Origin of the sequence: Variovorax palleresanus, from assembly GCF_051144945.1 — a bacterium.
GTDB classification, from domain to species: domain Bacteria; phylum Pseudomonadota; class Gammaproteobacteria; order Burkholderiales; family Burkholderiaceae_C; genus Variovorax; species Variovorax paradoxus_S.
The window spans coordinates 4777538-4799973 of the sequence record NZ_JBJNVP010000002.1; the positions used below are offsets into that span (position 1 = coordinate 4777538).

At 66.6% G+C, this 22436-nt stretch carries 21 protein-coding genes; 15 read left to right on the forward strand and 6 right to left on the reverse strand.

The features are described from left to right. Positions 1-11 precede the first annotated feature (11 nt). The 5 genes from ACJ7Z0_RS26230 to ACJ7Z0_RS26250 all read right to left on the reverse strand — a co-directional run bounded on the left by ACJ7Z0_RS26230 (position 12) and on the right by ACJ7Z0_RS26250 (position 4311). The gene (locus ACJ7Z0_RS26230; protein ID WP_434792179.1) at positions 12-383 is read right to left on the reverse strand and encodes a hypothetical protein; all 372 of its coding nucleotides are present in this window, start codon (positions 381-383) and stop codon (positions 12-14) included. Between the two features lie 38 nt (positions 384-421). Then, positions 422-1117, reverse strand: coding sequence for a hypothetical protein (locus ACJ7Z0_RS26235; protein WP_434792180.1), 696 nt, complete (start codon positions 1115-1117; stop codon positions 422-424). A gap of 11 nt (positions 1118-1128) precedes the next feature. Beyond that, the gene (locus ACJ7Z0_RS26240; RefSeq protein ID WP_431122360.1) at positions 1129-2019 is read right to left on the reverse strand and encodes a substrate-binding domain-containing protein; all 891 of its coding nucleotides are present in this window, start codon (positions 2017-2019) and stop codon (positions 1129-1131) included. Next, positions 2016-2423: a c-type cytochrome gene (locus ACJ7Z0_RS26245; RefSeq protein WP_434792181.1), complete on the reverse strand. Its 408-nt coding sequence runs from the start codon at positions 2421-2423 to the stop codon at positions 2016-2018. Before ACJ7Z0_RS26245 ends, ACJ7Z0_RS26240 begins: the two co-directional genes overlap by 4 nt. 115 nt (positions 2424-2538) lie before the next feature. Next, complete coding sequence (locus ACJ7Z0_RS26250; protein WP_431132252.1) at positions 2539-4311, reverse strand: methanol/ethanol family PQQ-dependent dehydrogenase; 1773 nt, start codon at positions 4309-4311, stop codon at positions 2539-2541. 564 nt (positions 4312-4875) lie between these two features. Here ACJ7Z0_RS26250 and ACJ7Z0_RS26255 point away from each other — a divergent pair. From ACJ7Z0_RS26255 to ACJ7Z0_RS26280, 6 genes are read left to right on the forward strand one after another with little or no spacing between them, the layout of a single operon-like run. Next, the gene (locus tag ACJ7Z0_RS26255) at positions 4876-5589 is read left to right on the forward strand and encodes an ABC transporter ATP-binding protein (RefSeq protein ID WP_434792182.1); all 714 of its coding nucleotides are present in this window, start codon (positions 4876-4878) and stop codon (positions 5587-5589) included. Positions 5590-5628: 39 nt separating this feature from the next. Further along, positions 5629-6639, forward strand: a complete 1011-nt coding sequence (locus ACJ7Z0_RS26260) for a PQQ-dependent catabolism-associated beta-propeller protein (protein WP_434792183.1) — start codon at positions 5629-5631, stop codon at positions 6637-6639. After that, positions 6636-7823 (forward strand): type 1 periplasmic-binding domain-containing protein, encoded by a 1188-nt coding sequence (locus ACJ7Z0_RS26265; RefSeq protein ID WP_434792184.1) that lies wholly within the window; start codon positions 6636-6638, stop codon positions 7821-7823. The genes ACJ7Z0_RS26260 and ACJ7Z0_RS26265 overlap by 4 nt, the downstream gene beginning before the upstream one ends. Continuing rightward, positions 7805-8698 (forward strand): ABC transporter permease, encoded by an 894-nt coding sequence (locus ACJ7Z0_RS26270; RefSeq protein WP_434792185.1) that lies wholly within the window; start codon positions 7805-7807, stop codon positions 8696-8698. Before ACJ7Z0_RS26265 ends, ACJ7Z0_RS26270 begins: the two co-directional genes overlap by 19 nt. Continuing rightward, positions 8695-9690, forward strand: a complete 996-nt coding sequence (locus tag ACJ7Z0_RS26275) for a tripartite tricarboxylate transporter substrate binding protein (protein ID WP_434792186.1) — start codon at positions 8695-8697, stop codon at positions 9688-9690. The genes ACJ7Z0_RS26270 and ACJ7Z0_RS26275 overlap by 4 nt, the downstream gene beginning before the upstream one ends. A gap of 13 nt (positions 9691-9703) precedes the next feature. Further along, complete coding sequence (locus ACJ7Z0_RS26280) at positions 9704-11998, forward strand: TonB-dependent receptor (protein ID WP_434792187.1); 2295 nt, start codon at positions 9704-9706, stop codon at positions 11996-11998. A gap of 18 nt (positions 11999-12016) precedes the next feature. Here the strand turns inward: ACJ7Z0_RS26280 and ACJ7Z0_RS26285 are convergent, their stop codons facing one another. Next, positions 12017-12994 carry a LysR family transcriptional regulator gene (locus ACJ7Z0_RS26285; RefSeq protein WP_434792188.1) on the reverse strand — a complete coding sequence of 326 codons (978 nt, stop codon included), beginning with the start codon at positions 12992-12994 and terminating at the stop codon, positions 12017-12019. Positions 12995-13121: 127 nt separating this feature from the next. Between ACJ7Z0_RS26285 and ACJ7Z0_RS26290 the strand changes: the two genes are divergently transcribed. The 9 genes from ACJ7Z0_RS26290 to tkt all read left to right on the forward strand — a co-directional run bounded on the left by ACJ7Z0_RS26290 (position 13122) and on the right by tkt (position 22396). Then, positions 13122-14579, forward strand: a complete 1458-nt coding sequence (locus ACJ7Z0_RS26290) for a form I ribulose bisphosphate carboxylase large subunit (RefSeq protein WP_434792734.1) — start codon at positions 13122-13124, stop codon at positions 14577-14579. 41 nt (positions 14580-14620) lie between these two features. Continuing rightward, on the forward strand, positions 14621-15040 hold the full coding sequence (locus ACJ7Z0_RS26295; RefSeq protein ID WP_354374362.1) for a ribulose bisphosphate carboxylase small subunit: 420 nt from the start codon (positions 14621-14623) through the stop codon (positions 15038-15040). Between the two features lie 41 nt (positions 15041-15081). After that, complete coding sequence (cbbX, locus tag ACJ7Z0_RS26300; RefSeq protein ID WP_434792189.1) at positions 15082-16011, forward strand: CbbX protein; 930 nt, start codon at positions 15082-15084, stop codon at positions 16009-16011. Further along, positions 16008-16811 (forward strand): HAD-IA family hydrolase, encoded by an 804-nt coding sequence (locus tag ACJ7Z0_RS26305; protein WP_434792190.1) that lies wholly within the window; start codon positions 16008-16010, stop codon positions 16809-16811. The genes cbbX and ACJ7Z0_RS26305 overlap by 4 nt, the downstream gene beginning before the upstream one ends. Then, a complete protein-coding gene (gene rpe, locus ACJ7Z0_RS26310; protein WP_434792191.1) occupies positions 16812-17516 on the forward strand; it encodes a ribulose-phosphate 3-epimerase in 705 nt (234 codons plus the stop codon). Then, positions 17513-18241, forward strand: a complete 729-nt coding sequence (locus ACJ7Z0_RS26315) for an HAD-IA family hydrolase (RefSeq protein WP_434792192.1) — start codon at positions 17513-17515, stop codon at positions 18239-18241. The genes rpe and ACJ7Z0_RS26315 overlap by 4 nt, the downstream gene beginning before the upstream one ends. A gap of 19 nt (positions 18242-18260) precedes the next feature. Further along, positions 18261-19334 (forward strand): class 1 fructose-bisphosphatase, encoded by a 1074-nt coding sequence (locus ACJ7Z0_RS26320; protein ID WP_434792193.1) that lies wholly within the window; start codon positions 18261-18263, stop codon positions 19332-19334. 81 nt (positions 19335-19415) lie between these two features. Beyond that, positions 19416-20294, forward strand: coding sequence for a phosphoribulokinase (locus tag ACJ7Z0_RS26325; protein WP_434792194.1), 879 nt, complete (start codon positions 19416-19418; stop codon positions 20292-20294). Positions 20295-20356: 62 nt separating this feature from the next. Next, entirely contained in the window at positions 20357-22396 is a 2040-nt protein-coding gene (gene tkt, locus ACJ7Z0_RS26330; protein ID WP_434792195.1) for a transketolase, read from the forward strand. The last annotated feature ends 40 nt before the right edge of the window (positions 22397-22436 follow it).

The following is a 22436-nucleotide window of genomic DNA, read 5'->3' on the forward strand; positions in this document are numbered from 1 at the left end:
CGAGCCGTGGCTCAGCGCGCGGTGGGAGGGCCGATGAAGCAGCCCTTGTTCACCTTGGCCTGCAGCGCCTTGTAGCGCTTGATGTCGGCCTGCAGTTTTTCCGAGTCGCGGATATAGCCGCCGCGCTCGCCGCCGATGGTGGTGGCCTTGGCCGCGGTGCTCAGGTCCACGTATTCCGAATACTTGATCTCCTTGGCGATGGCGTCGACCGCGCAGGAGCACTTGTTCGTCATCTCGAAGCGGCCCGCGTCCGGATGCGCGGCGATGCATTCCTGCACGTACAGCACACGGTCGACGGTGGGAAAGTCGTTCGCGCGCTGCGGGGCGCCATGCACGGCCATCGGCAGGCCGAGAAGGCAAAGAAGGCGGAAGATTTTTTTCATTGGCGTTCGCTGGAATTTCGAGAGAGAGAGATGCGGCACTATCGCGCCGGCGCCTTGGCCCCGTCGATGAGGAGTTCCTCGACGACCAGGGGCTGGGCTGCTGCGCTCTCGCCCGGTATGGAGGTGCGAATGCCGTAGACACCGCCCGGCACCGCGTCGGACAGCGTGAAGCGATAGGTCTTGCCCGCGAACTTTTCGTACTTCGGCCGGTTGGGGTCATCGAGGAAAGGGCTGAACGCGATCTCCTTGCCCTTGACCGTGCGGCCCTGGTAGCGCAGCGACACGTCGCGCACCTCGGCGTCCTGGTAGATCGCCATGCGGATGCGCTTGCGGAAGTGATACTCGGAGCCGCGCGTGATGCGCTTCATTTCGCGCACGTCATGCTCCAGAAAATAAAGGATGACGGGGTTGCCCTCGGCGGCCGGCACGTCGGGCACCGCGATCTTGCGCGCGCCGCTCAGGAACACGCCCTTGGCGTCGCAGCAGCTGCCGTCGGCCTTGGCGATCAGCGCCACGGTGACGTTGTCGGCAAAGGCTTCTTCGAAGCTGCCGGTCTTGCCGAAGTTGTAGCGCAGCAGCATGGGCGCCTGCAGCCCCTTCAGCTGCGGCGTCATGAAGAGGAGGCGCTCCGCGGCCGAGAAGTCGCGCTTGTCGGCCTCGGCATGCGGGGCCAGGGGAGCACAGAGCAGGGCGCAGAGCGAAAAGCGGAGCGGAAGGGCAATGGCGAGGCGCATGAAAGACCTGGTCAGTTGTTGGGCACTCCGAACGATGCATCGACCAGCGGAACGCCGAACTCCTTCAGGATGGCCTGGATCTCGGGTGCCTTGGATTCGATCAGCCCCTCGATCTGCTGCTTCCATTCGCGTTCGCCGTAGCGCACGCCCATGGCCATCTGGTAGTCGAGCCGCAAGCCTTTTTCGGACTTGAGCGGCACCACGACGAGCGCGGGGTTCTTGACGCGCCGGGCAAAGAAACCGGCAATCGGCCCCCAGACCAGGACGGCATCGAGCTTGCCTTCGGCCAGGTCCTTCTCGACGATCTCGCCGGGGTACTGTGCGGGGTCGGCACTCATGAGCTTGTACGGCACGCCCTGTTCGAGCAGGCCGTGTTTGTTGAGCCATTGCGAAGCCGGCGAACGGTCGTAGATGCCGATGCGCATCGACTTGAGCTTGGCCGGATCGAGCTTCAGGAAATCTTCCGCCGAAGCCACCTTGTCCATGCCCTTGCCCTTTGGAAAGACCAGTGCGTAGGTCGAGCGGTAGTAGGGCTTGGTGACCGAGACTTCGTCGAGCCCGACGGGCACGCCCATCACGATGTCGCACGGATAGTCCTGCCCCGGCAGCTTGTAGCGCAGCGTGTTGCGAAAGAATGCCAGCCGCTGCGGAAACGAGTAGTAGACGACCGGCAGACCCAGCGTCTTGCCGAACAGCTCGGCGATGCGGTTCTCGATGCCTTCTCCCTTGGTGTTGGAGAAGGGCATGTTGTTGGGGTCCTGGCAGACGCGAAACTCCTTGCGTGGAGGGCTCTCCTGGGCCATTGCGGGAAGCAGCGCGCAGCAGCATGCCGCGCCCAGGAGGCCCGCCCGCAGGCGAGCGCCGAAGGGGGTGGGCCTGCCAGCACGCGGCCGGGCGGTCATTTGTTTTCTTCCACGCGGGCGCGCGTGATCGCGCCGTCGGACCGGCCCTTCAGGTAGGCGTAGAGCTGGTTGATGTTTTCCATCACCGCAGGGTTGTTGCCGAAGCTCTGCATGCCCTTGTCGAGCCGCCCGTCGCGCACGACCTTGACGAAGTCTTCTTTCTTCATTGTCTTCAGGCTGCTGATCAGCGAGGGGCCGACCATGCCTTCCTGGTTCGGGCCGTGGCAGCGGTCGCAGGCCGCGGAGCGCCAGGTGCGGAAACCCTTCATGGTTTCAGGATCTACCTTGTAGCCATCGGTGACTTTGTAGGGCGCCGGGTCCGGCGCGGCGGCGACGGCCAGTGTGCAGGCGACGCCGGCAAGCAGTACGAGGGAAGGCAGCAACGTTGACTTACGAAATTTCATGGCTCCTGGGTCTCCGGTATCTTTTGAAAGTACGGGGGAGAGCGCTCCAGCGAGTGCTCTCCCGATCCGCATGCTGCGTCTATCTATTGATGATGGACGCCTCGGTCATAACGCTTCACTTGGGCAGCGCGAAGACAGTCAGCGAGCCGCCGAGTTCGGTGTACTGGCTCAGCTCCTTGTAGCCGCCGACGGCGCCGAGGCCTTCGGTGCTCTTTTCGGGGTCGATGCCCGCGGCCATGCCGATGCCGGCCCAGCCGCCGATGCCCGAGAACACACCGATGTATTGCCTGCCCTTGTGCTCATAGGTGAACACGTTGCCGATGATCCCCGACGGGGTCTTGAACTTGAACAGCTCCTTGTTGATGTCCTTGGCATCCACGCACTTCAGGTAGCCTTCGAGCGTGCCGTAGCAGGAGATCCCGCCGGCGGTGTTGAGCGAACCGCTCCACACCGAGAACTTCTCGGCCTTGGTCTGCACGATCTTGCCGGTGCCCGCGTCCCAGGTGATGAAGTTGCCCATGCCGCCATGGCTGCCCGGCGTGGGGTACATCGAGAGCGTGGCACCCACGTACGGCTGGCCCGCCGTGTACTCGACCTTGAACGGCTCGTAGTCCATGCAGACGTGGTTGGTCGGCACGTAGAAGAGCTTGGTGTTGGGGTCGTAGGAAGCGGGTTGCTGGTCCTTGCTGCCCAGCGCGGCGGGGCAGATGCCCTTGGTGTTGACGTCGGCGCCGTTCTGCGCGGTCGAGTACTTGGCAACCACCTGCGGCCGGCCCGTCTTCATGTCGACGTGCGTGGCCCAGTTCACCTTGGGGTCGTACTTCTCGGCCACCAGCAGCGCGCCGGTCACGCGGTCCAGCGTGTAGGCGAAGCCGTTGCGGTCGAAGTGCACCAACGCCTTGGTCGGCTTGCCCTTGACGTTGATGTCGGCCAGGATCATTTCGTTGATGCCGTCGAAGTCCCACTCGTCAAAGGGCGTCATCTGGTAGACCCAGTTGACCTTGCCGGTGTCCACATCGCGCGAGAAGATGCTCATCGACCACTTGTTGTCGCCGGGCCGCTGCGCAGGGTTCCAGGTCGACGGGTTGCCGGTGCCGTAGTACACGGCGTTGGTTGCCTTGTCGTAGCTGTACCAGCCCCAGGTGGTGCCGCCGCCGATCTTCCACTGGTCGCCCTTCCAGGTCTTCAGCGATGAGTCCTTGCCGACAGGCGCGAGCTTGCCGTCGGTCCAGGTCATGGTCTTGGCCGGGTCCATCAGCATCTCGTCGTCGGGACCCGTGCTGAAGCCCTTCCAGGCCAGCTTGCCATCCTTGACGTTGTAGGCGGCCAGGAAGCCGCGCACGCCGAACTCGCCGCCGCTGATGCCGGTGATGACCTTGTCCTTGAAGACGTGGGGCGCGTTGGTGTTGGTGGCCCCGACCTTCGGATCGCCGTTCTTCACCGTCCACACCACCTTGCCGGTCTTGCTGTCGAGCGCAACGAGCGTGGTGTCGGCCTGTTGCAGGAAGACCTTTCCTTCCGCATAGGCAAGGCCCCGGTTCACCGTGTCGCAGCACATGACCGCGATCACTGACTGATCCTGCTTGGGTTCGTACTTCCACAGGATTTTCTGGGTCTCGACGTCGACCGCGAACACCTTGTTCGGGAACGGCGAGTGCAGGTACATCGTGCCGTCGACCACCAGGGGCGAGCCCTCGTGACCGCGCAGCACGCCGGTGGAGAACGTCCACGCGACCTGCATCTTGCCCACGTTGCTCTTGGTGATCTGGTTCAACTTGCTGTAGCGCTGGTTGAACATATCGCCCGCTTGCGTGGCCCAGTTCTTGGAGTTGGCGATGTTTTTCTCCACGTCGGCATTGGCAAGCGCCAAAGCCGGAAGAGCCAACATCGCGACGCCGATGTGCCGTACAAGACGGCCGGCGATCTGCCTGGAAAACTTCATAAATGTCTCCTCACATTTCAGTGGGTTTCGAACACGATCATGGCAGCACCCGCGGATCTTTCGATCGCTTTGGCGAATGCTGCGGTCCGCAACATCCATGCCTGCCAGTTCCAGCACGGAGCACGTCGAAGACCCATGTGCGCTCCAAGCGAAGACACACGATTCCATTCGGAAGAGGCGTGCGCGACACAGCGTTCGCGCAGCATGCGGCGGCCTGCCGCAACGCGATCAGAACCTAGGGAAATCCCGAGCGTTCGATGCGTGGTCCCGCGCCGGACGCCATGCATTGCCGCGGCCTTGCAACGGGTGCGCATCCAAATTTGACGCAAAGTGTCTCGTGCGAAGTACGGCTGCACGGCGCAGAGAGGCGCAAAGGCACCTGCGCGGCCGTTGGGAAGCGACCTGGCACAGTGAAAACCCTCGTCGCGCAGAGGCACAGAATTTGCGAATTGAATGCGAACGGCAAATACCATCGGAGCCCGAACTGCTCGACACATCCCACCGGCCTACATGCTGCGAACCATCGACTTAACCAAGCGCTATGGCACGCGCACGGCGCTGCAATCGTTGTCGCTGCGTTTGCCCGCAGGCCAGTTCGTGGCACTGCTCGGACCCAACGGCGCGGGCAAGTCCACGCTGTTCCAGGTGCTGACCGGCATGTTCGCGGCCGACGAGGGCGAAGTCGAAGTGGCGGGCCATTCTTTGCGCCGCTCCGCCACTGCTGCGCTGCGGCACATCGGCGTGGTGTTCCAGCAGATGTCGCTCGATCTGGACCTGAGCATCCGGCGCAACCTGCTGTTCCAGGCCGACCTGCACGGCCTGCCGCGTCGGCTGGCGCAAGAGCGCATTGCGTCGGCGTGCGAGCGCCTGAACATCGACGCCGACCTGGACCGCAAGGTGCGCGAACTGTCGGGCGGCAACCGGCGCAAGGTCGAACTCGCGCGTGCGGGCCTGCACCGGCCGGCCGTGCTGCTGATGGACGAAGCCACGGTCGGGCTCGACCCGAAGTCGCGCCAGGATCTGCTGGCCGCATTGCATGCCGACGTGCGCGAGCGCGGCGTGTGCGTGCTGTGGGCAACGCACCGGGTCGAAGAAGCCGAGGAGGCCGACCGCGTGCTCGTGCTGCACAAGGGCTCCCTGCTGGCGGACGGCACGCCGGCGGAGGTGTGCCAGCTGCTCGGCGGCGCCACGCTCGAGGCAGGCTTCATCGCGCGCACCGCCTGAAACAAGAAGAAATCCGAGTCAGAAAAATGGAGACATCGCATGCCGCAACCTTCCTTCCTTTCGCATCCCGGCGCGCTCGTTCGCGCGGCCTGTAGCCGCAGCGCGCTCTCACTGGTGCTGGCCGCGGCGAGCGGTGCCGCGCTGGCGCAGGGCACCGCCTATGTGTCGAGCGAAAAGGACAACGCGCTCACGATGATCGACCTGGGTACCCTGGCGGTGAAGGGCACGATCCCGACCTGCAAGCGCGCGCGCCACATCCAGCTCACGCCCGAGCGCCAGATCATGGTGGCCTGCACCGACTCCAACCAGGCCGACCTGATCGACCCCGCGAGCGGCAAGTCGGTGCGGCGGATTCCGCTCGGCGACGAACCCGAGGCCTTCGACCTCTCGCCGGACGGCAAGGTGATCTACGTTTCCAATGAAGATGCGGGCGAGGCCAGCTTCATCGATGTGGCCAGCGGCAAGAAGCTGCGCTCGGTCAAGGTGGGCGCGGAGCCTGAGGGCGTCAAGGTCAGCGCGGACGGCAAGACCCTGTACGTGACCTCGGAGGTGGCGAGCCTCGTGCACGTGATCGACACCGCCAGCGGCAAGGTCGTGAAGAACATCCGGGCCGGCAAACGCCCGCGGCGCATGGCCATCACGCCCGACGGCAAGGAGCTGTGGATCACCAACGAGCTGGGAGCCAGCGTCAGCATCGTCTCCACCGCCACGCACGAGGTGATCCACACGCTGAAGTTCGAAGTGAAGGGCGCACGCGCCGAAGACATCACGCCGGTCGGCATCCAGATGACGAGCGACGGCAAGCGCGCCTTCGTGGGCCTCGGCCGCGCCAACCACGTGGCCTTCGTGGACGTGCCGGGCCGCAAGGTGAGCTCGCTGGTGCTGGTTGGCAAGCGGGCCTGGAACGTCACGCTCGACAAGGCGCAGGCGCGGCTCTACGTGGTCAACGGATTGAGCGACGACGTCACCGTGGTCGACGTGGCCGGCGCGAAGGCCATCAAGAGCGTTCCGGTGGGACGCGTGCCCTATGGGCTCGTGATCGTCGAATGAGGCTGCGCGCAACGGTTTGCCGGTTGTGGGGCGCGTGGCTGGCCGTGGTGCTCGCCGGGCCCTTTGCCGTGGACGCGGCCAGCGCGGCGGTGCTCAAGGCGACACTGATCACACCCGCCGACGATCCGCGCATGGAGCGTACGCGCACCGAGCGGGCCTACCTCGGACACCCCGGCGGCCCGCTGGCGGAAGGGGTCGAGGTGGGGCTCGACGAGGCCAGGTTCGAGCTCGACGCGGCCGGTGCCGAGGTGGCGCTGGCGACGGCGCCGGCGGCCTCGCTCGATGCGGCGCGCGCTGCGGCCGTGGCGGCCGAGAAGGCTGGCGCGGCGGTGCTGCTGACCGATCTCCCCGCCGACTGGACGCTGGCCGTGGCCGATGCCGTGAAGCTGCCGGTGCTGAACCTCAGCGACGCATCCGACCGTCTGCGCCAGAAGGACTGCCGCGCCCGCCTGTTCCATCTGATTCCGAGCGAACGCATGCGCAGCGATGCGTTGGTGCAGGCCCTGGTGTCACGCAAATGGAGCAAGGTGCTCCTGCTGGTGGGCGGCAGTCCGCAAGACGCGATGCGCGCGGCCACCGTGCAGGCGTCGATCAAGCGCTACGGCCTGCAGGTGGTGGCCAGCAAGCCCTTCAAGCTCTCGGCCGACCCGCGCGAGCGCGATCTGGCCAGCCCGCTGCTGCTCACGGCCGGCAACAGCTATGACGCCGTGTGGGTGGTCGACAGCGACGGCGAATTTGCCCGCACGCTGCCCTACCGCACCGTGCTGCCGCGGCCGGTGGTGGGCGACGGCGGGCTGGTGGCGCTGGCCTGGCATGCGCAGTTCGAACGTTACGGCGCGCCGCAGGTGTCGCGGCGTTTTACCAAGGTCGCCCGGCGCCCGATGACCGCGCAGGACTGGGCCGCGTGGATGGCCGGCAAGACCCTGGCGGCAGCCGCCATCGGCGCGCCCAAGGGCCCGAACGCGGCGTGGGCGCAGGCCATCGCCAAGGGCACCCTCGACGGTTCCAAGGGCACCAACCTGAGCTTCCGCGCATGGGACGGCCAGTTGCGCCAGCCCATGCTGCTGAGCGACGGGCAGGGCGTGGTCTCGCAGGCCCCGGCCGAGGGCATGCTGCATCCGCGCGACGTGCTCGACACGCTGGGCGCCGACGCACCGGAGAAGCTATGTCCGATCGCACGCTGAAGACGGCAAAGACCCCCGCGGGCGAAAACGCCGAGCCGCTGGCAAGGCGGGGCGTGGCTCATGCGCTGCAGGCGATGCGCGCCATCATGCTGCGCGAGCTCTACAAGTTCTCGCAGCAGACCGGGCGGCTGGTGTCGGCGCTGGTGCGGCCGCTGTTGTGGCTGGCCGTGTTCGCGGCGGGCTTTCGCAACGTGTTCGGCGTGGCGATCGTCGAGCCCTACGACACCTACATTCCCTACGACGTCTACATCGTGCCGGGGCTGGTCGGCATGGTGCTGCTGTTCAACGGCATGCAGTCGTCTCTCGCCATGGTGTACGACCGCGAGATGGGGTTGATGCGCCTCCTGCTCACCGCGCCGCTGCCGCGGCCGTGGCTGCTGTTCTCCAAGCTCTGCGCCACGGCGCTGCTGTCGGTGCTGCAGGCGCTGGCCTTCGTGATCGTGGCGGCGCTCATCGGCACCGAGCTGCCGCTGCTGTCACTCTCCGGGCTGCATGCGCTGGTGGCGCTGGCTGCCGGCGCGCTCATGCTCGGCGCGCTCGGGCTGCTGCTGTCGGTGCACATCAAGCAGCTGGAAAATTTCGCGGGCACGATGAACTTCGTCATCTTTCCGATGTACTTCCTGTCGACCGCGCTGTATCCGCTGTGGAAGCTGCAGGAGTCCGGGGCCGAGTGGGTGTACCAGCTGGCGCGTTTCAATCCCTTTACCTATGCGGTGGAGTGGATCCGATTCGCGCTCTACGGTAAGGACCCGGGCCTTGCGCCCTATGTGGTGCTTGGCTGCCTCGCGGTTTTCTTCGGCCTCGCGTGCTGGGGCTACGACCCGCAGCGCGGCTTCGGCGGCCTGACCAAGCGCGGCGGCGGAGGCGGGCCATGAACGGGCAGGGCGCTGCCACCCGGCGCCGCTGGCTGCGCGATGCGGGCGCGCTGGCGCTGGGCGCATTGCCGCTGGCGCGCGCGTTGGCGTCGACCGAGCCTTTTCCTTCCCGTCCGGTCACGCTCTGGGTGCCCTGGCCCGCGGGCGGCGCCACCGACATCTCGCTGCGGATCCTGGCCGAGCTGGCCTCGGCTGCGCTGGGACAGCCGGTACTGACCGAGAACCGCGGCGGTGCCGGCGGCACGCTGGCCATGCCGGTGCTGCAGCAGGCGCGGCCCGACGGCTACACCATCGCGCAAATGCCGCAGCCGGTGTTCCGCGCGCCGCACACGCAAAAGGTGCTGTGGGATCCGATCCGCGACGTGACGCCGATCATCCAGGTCTCCAGCGTGACCTTCGGCATGCTGGTTGCGGCGGGCAGCGGCTTCCGTTCGCTGGAAGACATGTTCGCGTTCGCGCGTGCGCGGCCCGGCGAGCTGACCATTGCCACCAACGGCATCGGCACCACGCCGCACATGGTGCTGGAGGCGCTGTTCACGGCGCGCGGCCTGCGCTACATCCACGTGCCGTACAAGGGCACGGCCGAGCAGCTGAACGCGATTGCGGGCGGACAGGTGATGGCCGGCGTCAACTCCACCGGCTTCGGGCCCGCGGTCGACTCGGGCACGCTCCGGCTGCTGGCGATCTTTTCGGGCGAGCGCTCGAAGCGCTGGCCGCAGGTGCCCGTGCTGCGCGAGCTCGGCTTCGACATCGTGGCCAAGTCGCCGTATGGGCTGGCCGGGCCGCGCGGCATGTCGCGCGCGGTGGTCGCGGCGCTGCACGACGCCTTCAAGAAAGCCATGTTCGACCAGCGCTTCAAGGACGAACTGGCCAAGTACGACCAGGAGGTCGACTACCTCGGGCCGGAGGCGTATGCGCAGTCGTGCCGCGAGATCTTCGCGCAGGAGCGCGCCATCGTGGAGAAACTGGGCCTTGCGCGCATCGGCACCTGAGGGGGAAAGCACCGTGATCCGACCGACCAAGCAAACGAGCCGCCGGCTGATCGGCCTTGCCGTGGCCGCTGCGGCCTGCCCGATACCGGGACAGGCGCAGGAGACCGCGCCGCAGGCGGGCAGCCTGCCGACCGTGGAGGTGGTCAGCACCACGCCCGTGCCGGGCATCGAGGTGCCGAAGGATCAGATTCCGTCCAACGTGCAGACCGCGGACGATGCGCACCTGCGCCGCGCGCAGAGCCTGAACCTGCCCGACTTCCTGGCCACGCAGATGCCGAGCGTGAACGTGAACGAGATCCAGGGCAACCCGTACCAGGTCGACGTGAACTACCGCGGCTTCAGTGCGAGCCCGGTGCTCGGAACACCGCAGGGCCTGTCGGTGTACCAGGACGGCGTGCGCATCAACGAGCCCTTTGGCGACGTGGTCAACTGGGACCTGATTCCGAAGGCGGCCATCTCGAGCATCACGCTGCTGCCCGGCTCCAACCCGCTGTTCGGCCTGAACACGCTGGGCGGCGCGCTGTCGCTGCAGACCAAGCGGGGCGACACCCATCCCGGCACCGAGCTGGAGTTGCAGGCCGGCTCCTTCGGCCGCGTGAGCACGGAGCTTTCGCACGGCCGCAAGCTGGCCGAGGGCGGGCACCTGTTCCTCGCATTCGGCGGACTCAACGAAGACGGCTGGCGCAACTACTCGCCCTCGCGCGTGCGCCAGCTGTTTGCCAAGGTGGGGCAGGACAGCGGCAAACTCTCGTGGGACCTGAGCTTTACCCATGGCGACAACCGGCTGGTGGGCAACGGCCTGCTGCCCGAGTCCATGCTGATGCAGAACCGCAAGCAGGTCTATACGCGGCCCGACCGTACCGGCAACCGCATGTCGATGCTCACGCTCAATGGCAGCTATCGATTGAGCGACCAGCAGACGATCTCGATGACCGCGTACACGCGGCGTTCGCGCTACAGCACGCTCAACGGCGACCTGAACGACGATTTCGATCCGGCCGAGAACGGAAATTCAGGCGTGGAGAACCGCACCTACACGCGCCAGCACGGCGAAGGCGTCGCGCTGCAATCGACCTATACCGCTGGCATGCATCAGCTCACCTTCGGCGCCTCGGTGGACCGCGCGCGTACGCACTTTTTGCAGACCGAGGCCGAAGGCCTCCTCGACGCGACACGGGCCGTGGTGCCACACGAAGAAGCCGAGGTGAATGCGCTGCTTGCAGGCAAGAGCCGCACCGCAAGCGTCTATTTTTCCGACCTGGTAACGCTGCGGCCCGACCTGCAGCTCAGCCTCTCGGGCCGCTACAACAACACCCGCGTGACGACCCGCGACGACGGGCGCGCCTTGCTCGGACTCCCGACCCAGCTCGACGGCGAAGGCCGCTACAAGAAGTTCAATCCCGCGATCGGCCTCACATGGCAGGCCACGCCGCAGCTCACGGCCTATGCGGGCTGGAGCCAGGGCAACCGCGCGCCGAGCCCGATCGAACTCGGCTGCTCCGATCCGGCAAACGCCTGCGTGCTGCCCAATGCGCTGCAGTCCGATCCGCCGCTCAAGCAGGTGGTGTCGCAGACCTTCGAGACCGGCCTGCGCGGAACTTTCGCCAAGGACTTGCGATGGAATGCATCGGTGTTCCGCACGGTCAACAAGGACGATCTGCTGTTCATCAGCAGCGGGCTCTCGCGCGGCTACTTCAGCAACTTCGGCCGCACCCTGCGCCAGGGCATTGAACTCGGCCTCTCGCAGCAGACCGAGCGCGTCGACTGGTCGCTGTCGTACAGCTACCTGCGCGCAAGATACGACTCCCCGGCGTGCCTGGTGGCCGAAGCGAACAGCAGCGCAGAGACCAGCGCCGCCTGCACCGGCGAAGGCGAAATCGCGGTGCGGCGCGGCGATCGGTTGCCGGGCCTGCCGGCGCATTCGCTCAAGTTCAACGTCGATTGGCGCGTGACGCCCGGCTGGACCTTGGGCGCGCAGTACCGCGCCTATTCGCGGCAGACGGTGCGCGGCAACGAGAACGGCCTGCACACGCCCGACGGCGACGCTTTCAGCGGCAGCGGCCGCATCGGCGGCTATACGCTTCTCGACCTCACGACGCGCTGGAAGCTGGGCCGCAACGTGGAGCTCTTTGCCAAGGTGGCGAATGTGTTCAACCGCCGCTATGCCACCGCCGGCCAACTGGGGCGCAGTGGCTTCGATGCGAACGGCGCGGTGCTGGCGCCAGATGCATGGCGCAATGCGCAGTTCGTGGCACCGGGTGCGCCGCGCGCGGTGTGGGTCGGCGTGCGGATGCAGCTCGGGGTCTGAGGCCGCGCGCCGAAAGGCTCAGGCGGTGCGCCGCGCGCTGCGTTTTTTTGCGGCGGGGCGCGCAGCCGGCAGCGTGCCGAGCTGCCGCAGGATCTGCGCCTGGCCGTGCGTGCGCAGGTAATCCTCGAACGCCAGCGCCACCTGCGGCAGTTGCCGCGACGCCAGGTGCATCACGTACCAGTCGCGCACCACGGGATTGCCCGGCACCGGCAGCACGCCGAGGAGGCCGGCGTTCATCTCGAGCACGCAGGTGTGCATAGACAGAAAGGCGATGCCGAAGCCCGCGGCGCACATCTGCTTGATGGCCTCGTTGCTCGACAGCTCGGAGCCGATGCGCAGCGGCAGGCCCTGGTCCTTGAAAAAGCGTTCGACCGTGGTGCGCGTGCCCGAGCCGCGCTCGCGCACCAGCATGCGCGTGTCCGACAGCATGGCGAGCGTGGGCTTGGGCGCCGACATCAGCGGATGAGAGGGCGCCGCGAGAAAGGCCATCGGGTGCTTGGCGAAGGCGCTGGAATCGGTTTTCAGCTCGGCGGGAGGGCGGCCCATGATGGCGATGTCGATCTCCTGGCCCGCGAGCATGCGCACGATTTCGTCGCGGTTGCCGACCTGCAGCTTGACCTTCACCTTCGGATGTTCCTTGGCGAAGTTCACCAGGATGGGCGGCAGCAGGTATTCGGCCGTGGTGATGGCACCCACGCGCAGCGTGCCCGAGAACACGCCCTGCAGCATGGCCATTTCGTCGCCGGCCTCGCGCCACAGGTCGAGGATGCGGCCGGCATAGGCGGCCAGCAGTTCGCCCGCCTCGGTGAGGCGGATGCCGCGGCCCGTGCGCTGCAACAGCGGCGTGCCGGCCGACTCCTCGAGCGTACCGATCTGAATCGACACCGCGGGTTGCGTCAGGTGCATTTCGTCCGCAGCAAGTGAAACGCTGCCGAGCCGCGCCACGGCGTGGAAGGTGGCGAGCTGGCGAAAGCTCGCGTGCTTGGAAAGAGGCATGCAGTGATATTAGGTTTGATAAATGTGAATGTCAAAAGATCTAATTTTTCTTTATCTGTCATGCGGCCTACATTCACTTCACCGACAGCACCAAACCCCTTCACTCGAGAGGCACTCCATGGGCAACATGAACGAAGCAATCCAGATCACCGACGCCAAGAAGCGCTACTCGGCCGGTGTGCTGAAGTATGCGCAAATGGGCTATTGGGACGGCGACTACCAGCCCAAGGACACCGACATCCTCGCGCTGTTCCGCATCACGCCGCAGGATGGCGTGGATGCGGTCGAAGCCGCTGCAGCGGTGGCCGGCGAATCGTCCACCGCGACCTGGACCGTGGTGTGGACCGACCGCCTCACCGCCTGTGACATGTACCGCGCCAAGGCCTACAAGGTGGAGCCGGTGCCCAACAACCCGGGCCAGTATTTCTGCTACGTGGCTTATGACCTCTCGCTGTTCGAAGAAGGCTCCATCACCAACGTCACGGCCTCCATCATCGGCAACGTCTTCAGCTTCAAGCCGCTGAAGGCCGCGCGGCTGGAGGACATGAAGTTTCCCGTCGCCTACGTCAAGACCTTCCCCGGCCCGCCGACCGGCATCGTGGTGGAGCGCGAGCGGCTCGACAAGTTCGGCCGGCCGTTGCTGGGCGCCACCACCAAGCCGAAGCTCGGCCTCTCGGCCCGCAACTACGGCCGGGTGGTGTACGAGGGCCTTCGCGGCGGGCTCGACTTCATGAAGGACGACGAGAACATCAACTCGCAACCGTTCATGCACTGGCGCGACCGCTTCCTGTTCGTGATGGACGCGGTCAACAAGGCCAGCGCCGCCACCGGCGAGGTCAAGGGCAGCTACCTGAACGTCACCGCCGGCACCATGGAAGAGATGTACCGCCGCGCGCAGTTCGCCAAGGAGCTCGGCTCGGTGATCGTGATGATCGACCTCGTGGTCGGCTACACGGCCATCCAGTCGATGAGCCACTGGTGCCGCCAGAACGACATGATCCTGCACCTGCACCGCGCGGGCCACGGCACCTACACGCGCCAGAAGAACCACGGCGTGAGCTTCCGCGTGATTGCCAAGTGGATGCGCCTGGCCGGCGTGGACCACATCCATGCGGGCACGGCGGTCGGCAAGCTCGAGGGCGACCCGATGACGGTTCAGGGCTACTACAACGTCTGCCGTGACACGCACACCAAGGTCGACCTGCCGCGCGGCATCTACTTCGACCAGGACTGGGGCGCGCTGCGCAAGGTGATGCCGGTGGCTTCGGGCGGCATCCATGCAGGGCAGATGCACCAACTGCTCGACCTGTTCGGCGACGACGTGGTGCTGCAGTTCGGCGGCGGAACCATCGGCCATCCGCAAGGCATCCAGGCCGGCGCCACGGCCAACCGCGTGGCGCTCGAAGCCATGGTGCTGGCCCGCAACGAAGGCCGCGACATTGCCAACGAGGGGCCGCAGATCCTGCGCGACGCGGCCAAGTGGTGCACGCCGCTGGCCGCCGCGCTCGACACCTGGGGCGAGATCTCCTTCAACTACGCCTCTACCGACACCTCCGACTACGTGCCGACGCCGTCGATGGCTTGAACACACGTTCCCCGTTCCGCAGTTCTCCAGGAGCAACAGACATGCGAATCACACAAGGCACTTTTTCCTTCCTGCCCGACCTCAGCGACGAGCAGATCAGCCGCCAGGTCGAGTATTGCCTCGACAAGGGCTGGGCCATCGGCCTCGAGTACACCGACGACCCGCATCCGCGCAACACCTTCTGGGAGATGTTCGGCAACCCGATGTTCGACATCAAGGATGCGGCCGGCGTGATGCTCGAACTCGCGTCCTGCCGCAAGACCTTTCCGCAGCAATACATCCGCGTGACCGCGTTCGACTCGACGCACGGCACCGAGTCGGTGGTGATGTCCTTCATCGTCAACCGGCCTTCCAACGAGCCGGGCTTTCGCCTCATCCGCTCGGAGGAGCCGGGCCGCACGATCCGCTACAGCATCGAAAGCTATGCGGTGCAGGCGCGGCCCGAAGGCAGCCGGTACTGAGCTGAGCGAACCCCGCCGCAAGGACATTGCCAGAGGCACGCATGGACGCCACCGAAACCCCCACCGCCCCGGCCGTTGCCACGGCGCCCAGGCAGCTCTTCGAGTCTTCGGGCGTGAAGGCGCTGCTCGACCAGCTCGACGCCGAGCTGATCGGACTGGCGCCGGTCAAGGGCCGCATTCGCGACATTGCGGCGCTGCTCCTGATCGACAAGCTGCGCCAGGAGCAGGGGCTGCAGTCGCAGCCGCCCTCGCTGCACATGTCGTTCACCGGCAACCCGGGCACCGGCAAGACCACGGTGGCCATGCGCATGGCCGAGGTGCTCAAGCAGCTGGGCTACGTGCGCAAGGGCCATCTGGTGGCGGTGACGCGCGACGATCTGGTGGGGCAGTTCATCGGCCACACGGCGCCCAAGACCAAGGAAGTGATCAAGAAGGCCATGGGCGGCGTGCTGTTCATCGACGAGGCCTACTACCTCTACCGGCCGGAGAACGAGCGCGACTACGGGCAGGAGTCGATCGAGATTCTGCTGCAGGTGATGGAAAACCAGCGCGACGACCTGGTGGTGATTCTTGCGGGCTACAAGGACCGAATGGAGACCTTCTTCAGCAGCAACCCGGGCATGGCCTCGCGCATTGCGCACCACATCGATTTTCCGGACTACAGCGAAGCCGAGCTGATGCAGATTGCGCAGCTCATGCTGAGGCGGCTCAACTACAGCTTCGACGACGGCGCGGCTTCCACCTTTTCGCGCTACGTGAGCCTCAGGCGCAGCCAGCCGCACTTTGCCAATGCGCGATCGATCCGCAACGCGCTCGACCGCATCCGGCTGCGCCACGCCACGCGCCTCTTCGGCAGCGAAGAGGCCCTGACGCGCGAGCAGCTCTGCACGCTGCAAGCGCAGGACATTCTCGCGAGCCGCGTCTTCAATCCACCGGCGGCCACCTCGCAGAACGAAGGAGCAGCACGATGAGCATCGAAGCCCTCGTATTCGACGTCGATGGCACCTTGGCCGACACCGAGGAAGTGCATCGCATGGCCTTCAACCTCGCGTTCGAGCAGCTCGGCCTCGGCTGGCACTGGGCGCAGGCCGAGTACCGCTCGCTGCTGTCGGTCACGGGCGGCAAGGAGCGCATGAAGACCTACATCGATTCGCTGCCCCTGGGTGCATCGGAGAAGAAGCGGCTGCACGAGCGGGTGCCGGCGATCCATGCCGCCAAGACGCAGCACTACACCGACATCGCGCGGCGCGGCGGCATCGAGCTGCGTCCCGGCGTGCTGCGTTTTCTCGAAGAGGCACAGGACGCCGGCTTGCGGCTGGCCATTGCCAGCACCACCACGGCCGTCAACATCGATGCGCTGCTGCAGGCCACGCTCGGTGCGCGCGGCCTCGCGATGTTCGACGTGATCGCCTGCGGCGACCAGGTGCGCGCCAAGAAGCCGGCGTCCGACATCTACCTGCTGGCGCTCGACACGCTCGGCGTGCCGCCCGAGCGCGCGATCGCGATCGAAGACTCGGTGAACGGGTTGCACTCGGCGCTCGGTGCAGGCCTCTGGACGCTGGTCACGCCCACCTTCTGGACCGACGGCAGCGATTTCAGCGGCGCCGGCCTGGTGCTGCCCAGCCTCGGCGACCCTGGCCAGCCACTGCCCGGCGAGCCCGGAGGACGCCTTGCGTTTTCTGCGTGGCTCGGCATCGAAGAACTCCTGCGGATGGCCAGCGTGGCCCCGCCATTGAATGCCGTGCAGGCGCTTTACCGTGAGGGCAGCTAGATGCAGAAAAACCAAAACGCCATGCGGATCGCGCCAAGCCTGCTGTCGGCCGACTTCGCGCGGCTCGGCGAAGAGGTCACGGCGGTCATCCAGGCCGGCGCCGATCTGATCCATTTCGATGTCATGGACAACCACTATGTACCGAATCTGACAATCGGTCCGCTGGTGTGCGAAGCCATCAAGCCCTACGCGACGGTGCCGATCGACGTGCACCTGATGGTCAAGCCGGTCGATGCGCTGATCCCGATGTTCGCGCAGGCGGGCGCCTCGATCATCTCGTTCCACCCCGAGGCCAGCGAGCACATCGACCGCACGATCCGGCTGATCACGGCCAGCGGCTGCAAGGCCGGCCTGGTGCTCAACCCCGCCACGCCGCTGCAGATGCTCGACCACGTGCTGGACCAGCTCGACCTGGCGCTGCTGATGTCGGTCAACCCCGGCTTCGGCGGGCAGAGCTTCATCGAGAGCGTGCTGCCGAAGATCGAGGCGGTGCGCCGCCGCATCGATGCCAGCGGGCGCGACATCTGGCTCGAGGTCGATGGCGGCGTGAAGCCCGACAACGCCGCGCGCATCGGCGCCGCGGGGGCCGACACGCTGGTGGCGGGCTCGGCGGTGTTCAGTGGCGGCCGCTACCGCGAAGCCATCGACGCGATCCGCACCCAGGCGCTGCAGGGCAGGCACGACATGGAAAGGTCTCCCGCATGACGAAAGACCTGCGCGATATCGATGCGATCGCCTTCGACCTCGACGGCACGCTGGTCGACAGCGCGCCGGACATCCGTATGGCCCTGAATGTCGCGCTCGAAGAGGCGGGGCTTGAACGTTTCGACCTGGAGACCGTGCGCGCGTGGATCGGCGATGGCCCCGATGCGCTGATTCTCCAGGCGCTGCGGCGGCAGGACCTCGGCGGCAGCGAGGCACTGCGCATTCGGCTGCGCAAGGCCTTCGACGCGGCCACGCTGGCGGCCCCGCTGAAGCACGGCGGCGTGTTCGAGGGCATTGCCGAACTCGTCGAGGGCCTGCGCCGTGCGCTGCCGATGGTGGTGGTCACCAACAAGCCGACACCGCTGGCACGCGCCGTGCTGGATGCAGCCGGCCTGCTGCAGCCGATGGCGGGGGTTTTCGGTGCCGACGCGGCGGCAGAGCGCAAGCCCGCGCCCTTTCTGCTGCAGGCCGTGGCGCGGCAGCTGGGTGTGGAACCCGCGCGCCTGCTGATGGTGGGCGACGGCCCGGCCGACCTGCTGGCTGCGCAAGCGGCCGGCTCGCCGGCGGCGCTGGTGGCGTGGGGCTATGGCGGCCATGCGGCTTCGGACGCGGCGGCTGTGGCGCCGGCCTGGCGAGTCGCAACGCCGCAGCAGCTGCTGTTGACGGTGCGCGAGTCGCGCGCCGTCCGCCGGGATGAAGAAACGACGACAACGACCCGATATTGAAATCAACCAGGAGACGATCATGCCCATTGCAGGCAAGGCCACGCTGACCCAATACATCATCGAGGAGCGCCGCCGCCACCCCGGGGCCACGGGCGCGCTCAACGCGCTCATCACCGACGTCTCTCTTGCCTGCAAGGCGATCTCGCGCAAGGTGGCGCTCGGCGCCCTGGGCGACGTGCTGGGCAGCGCCAACACGCAGAACGTGCAGGGCGAGGAACAGAAGACGCTCGACGTGGTGAGCAACGACATGTTCCTGCGCGCCAACGAGTGGGGCGGCCATGTGGCGGGTATGGTGTCCGAAGAGATGGAAGAGCCCTATCTGCCGCCGCGGCAATACCCGCGCGGCAAGTACCTGCTGCTGTTCGATCCGCTCGATGGATCTTCGAACATCGACGTGAACGTGGCGGTGGGCAGCATCTTCTCGATCTTGCGCGCACCCACGCCAGAGGCCGATGCAAAGCCCGAAGACTTTTTGCAGCCGGGCACCGAACAGGTCGGCGCGGGCTACGCGATCTACGGTCCATCGACCATGCTGGTTCTGACCCTAGGCAACGGCACGCATGCGTTCACGCTCGACCCGCAGCTGGGCGAATGGGTGCTGAGCCATCCGAACCTGCGCATTCCGAAGCAGACCAACGAGTTTGCGATCAACGCGTCGAACAGCCGCTTCTGGGAACCGGCCGTGAAGCGCTACGTCGACGAATGCCTGGCCGGCAAGGAGGGCACGCGCGGCATCGACTTCAACATGCGGTGGATCGCCTCGCTGGTGGCCGAGACGCACCGCATCCTGATGCGCGGCGGCGTCTTTATGTACCCGCGCGACAGCAAGGAGTCGGGCCGGGACGGGCGGCTGCGGCTGCTCTATGAAGCCAACCCGATCTCCTTCCTGATCGAGCAGGCCGGCGGCATGTCGAGCACCGGCCGCAGGCGGCTGATGTCGGTCGAGCCGGAGTCGATCCACCAGCGCATCGGCCTGGTCTTCGGCTCCTCCGAAGAGGTGGCGCGCGTGGAGGCCTATCACAACGAGGCGCCGCAAGACACCTACCAAGCGCCGCTGTTCGGCAAGCGCGGCCTCTTTGCGACCGCCGCCTGAAAAGCACCAGAGCACCCACACACACACCGGGGCCGAGCCCGAGCGGCCCCGCAAGAAATTCTTTATCTCCCCGAGGCCACCATGTCAGCCAAACATCCCATCGTTGCCATCACCGGCTCGTCCGGCGCGGGCACCACTTCTGTCACGCGAACCTTCGAGAACATCTTCAGGCGCGAGAGCGTCAAGGCCGCCATCGTGGAGGGCGACAGCTTTCACCGCTACGACCGCACGTCCATGAAGGTGGCCATGGCCGAGGCCGAGGCCGCGGGCAACCGTAATTTCAGCCACTTTGGCGAGGACGCGAACCTGTTCGCGGAACTGGAGGCGCTGTTTCGCGACTACGGCGAAGCGGGCGTGGGCCGGAGCCGCAAGTACCTGCACGACGCCACGGAGGCGGCGCCCTACAAGCAGGAGCCCGGCACCTTCACGCCATGGGAAACGCTGCCCGACAGCGAACTGCTGTTCTATGAAGGCCTGCATGGCGGCGTGACGACGGAGAAGGTCGACATCGCGCGCCACGTCGACCTGCTGATCGGCGTGGTGCCGGTGATCAACCTCGAGTGGATCCAGAAGCTGCACCGCGACAAGAACACGCGCGGCTATTCCACCGAGGCCGTGACCGACGTGATCCTGCGCCGCATGAACGAGTACGTGCACTACATCTGCCCGCAGTTCACGCGCACGCACATCAACTTTCAGCGCGTGCCGGTGGTCGACACCTCCGACCCGTTCATTGCGCGCACCATTCCAAGCCCGGACGAGAGCCTGGTGGTGATCCGTTTCTCCAACCCCACGGGCTTCGACTTTCCCTATCTGCTGAGCATGCTGCACGACTCGTTCATGTCGCGCGCCAACACGCTGGTGGTGCCGGGCGGAAAGATGGAGCTCGCCATGCAGCTGATCTTCACGCCGATGATCCTGCGGCTCATGGAACGCCGCAAGAAGTCGTACGCGATCTGACGCGCCGCCCACCCCCGGTCTACCGCTGACATACCGCACAACTCTCACCAGGATTTTTCGGCATGACGATTGACAACCTCGCCTTGCGCACGCAGTGCGCCAATGCCATCCGCGCGCTGGCCATGGACGCCGTGCAAGCCGCCAACTCCGGCCATCCGGGCATGCCGATGGGCATGGCCGACATCGCCGAGGCGCTGTGGCGGCACCGGCTGCGGCACGACCCGGCCGACCCACACTGGATGAACCGCGACCGCTTCGTGGTCTCGAACGGCCACGGCTCGATGCTGCTGTATGCGCTGTTGCACCTGAGCGGCTATGCACTGCCCATCGACGAGCTGCGGCGCTTTCGGCAGTTGCATTCGCGCACGCCGGGGCATCCTGAGGTCGGTGTCACGCCGGGCGTGGAAACGACCACCGGGCCGCTGGGGCAGGGCATCAGCAACGCGGTCGGCATGGCCCTGGCGGAGAAGCTGCTGGCCGAGGAATTCAACCACCCGGGCCACGAGGTGATCGACCACCGAACCTATGTGTTCCTCGGCGACGGCTGCCTGATGGAAGGCATCAGCCACGAGGCCTGCTCGCTGGCGGGCACCTGGCGCCTCAAGAAGCTGGTGGCGTTCTACGACGACAACGGCATCTCGATCGACGGCGAGGTCCGCGGCTGGTTCAGCGACGACACGCCGGCCCGCTTCGAAGCCTACGGCTGGACCGTGCTGCGCAACGTCGACGGCCACGATGCCGCGGCGCTCGACGCGGCCATTTCTCGGGCCATCACCGCGGACCGGCCGGTGCTGGTGTGCTGCAAGACCCGCATCGGCCAGGGCTCCCCGAACCGAGCGGGAACCGCGAAGGCGCACGGCGAGGCACTGGGCGATGCCGAGATCGCGCTGACGCGGCAGGCGCTGGGCTGGAACGCCGCGCCGTTCGAAGTGCCGCCCGTGGTTGCAAAGGCGTGGTCGGCGCGCGAATCGGGCGCCGCGCTGCACAAGGCCTGGCAAGAACGCTTTGCCGCTTATGCGGAAGAATTTCCGGTGCTGGCGCGCGAGCTGCTGCGGCGCCATCGCAGCGATGCGCCGCTCACCGCGCAGGTCGAAGCGGCGTTGGCTTCGGCCGCGTCGGGTGCGGAGCAGCGCAAGGCTTCTGTCGCCACACGCAAGGCTTCGCAGGTGGTGCTCGACGAGGTCGGGCCCGCGATGCCAGAGCTGATCGGCGGCTCGGCCGATCTCACGGGATCGAACCTCACGGACTGGAAGGGCCACCGCGCGCTCAAGGGCATCGGCACGGGCAACCACGTGCACTACGGCGTGCGCGAGTTCGGCATGGCGGCCATCATGAACGGGCTGGCACTGCACGGCGGCTTCCGTCCCTTCGGCGGCACCTTCCTGACCTTCTCCGACTACGCGCGCAACGGCGTTCGCATGTCGGCGCTGATGAAGCTGCCCGTGGTCTACGTCTTCACTCACGACTCCATCGGGCTCGGCGAAGACGGCCCGACGCACCAGCCCGTGGAGCATGCCTCGAGCCTGCGGCTGATCCCCGATGTCGACGTCTGGCGCCCGGCCGATGCCACGGAAACGGCCGTGGCCTGGCGGCAGGCGCTGCGCCGCGTGGACGGACCGAGCTGCCTGCTACTGACGCGCCAGGCGCTGCCGCATGCGGGCGGTGGCGAGGAGCGCATCGAGTCCATTGCGCGCGGTGCCTATGTGCTGCGGCGCCCGGAGGCCGAGTGCGTCGCGCTGCTGGCGAGCGGCTCCGAAGTCGGCGTGGCATTGGCTGCCGCGGCCTTGCTGGCAGAGGAGGGCATCGCCGCGCGCGTGGTGTCGGTGCCGTGCATGGACGTGTTCGAACGCCAGGACAAGGAATGGCGCCACGCGGTGATTCCGCGCCATCTGCCGCGGGTGGCGGTGGAGGCGGGCAGCACCGGCTTGTGGTGGAAGTTCGTCGGTGAATACGGCGACGTGGTCGGGCTCGACCGCTTCGGCGAATCGGCGCCGGCCGGCGAACTGTTCAAGCTGTTCGGCCTGACCGCCGAGGTGGTGGCCGAGCGCGCGCGCCGGCTGCTGGCCGCTGCTTCAGAGGCTCAGGTGAAAGAGGCCGCATGAGCTTCAACACGCTGGACCGGATCGACCTGCGCGGACAGCG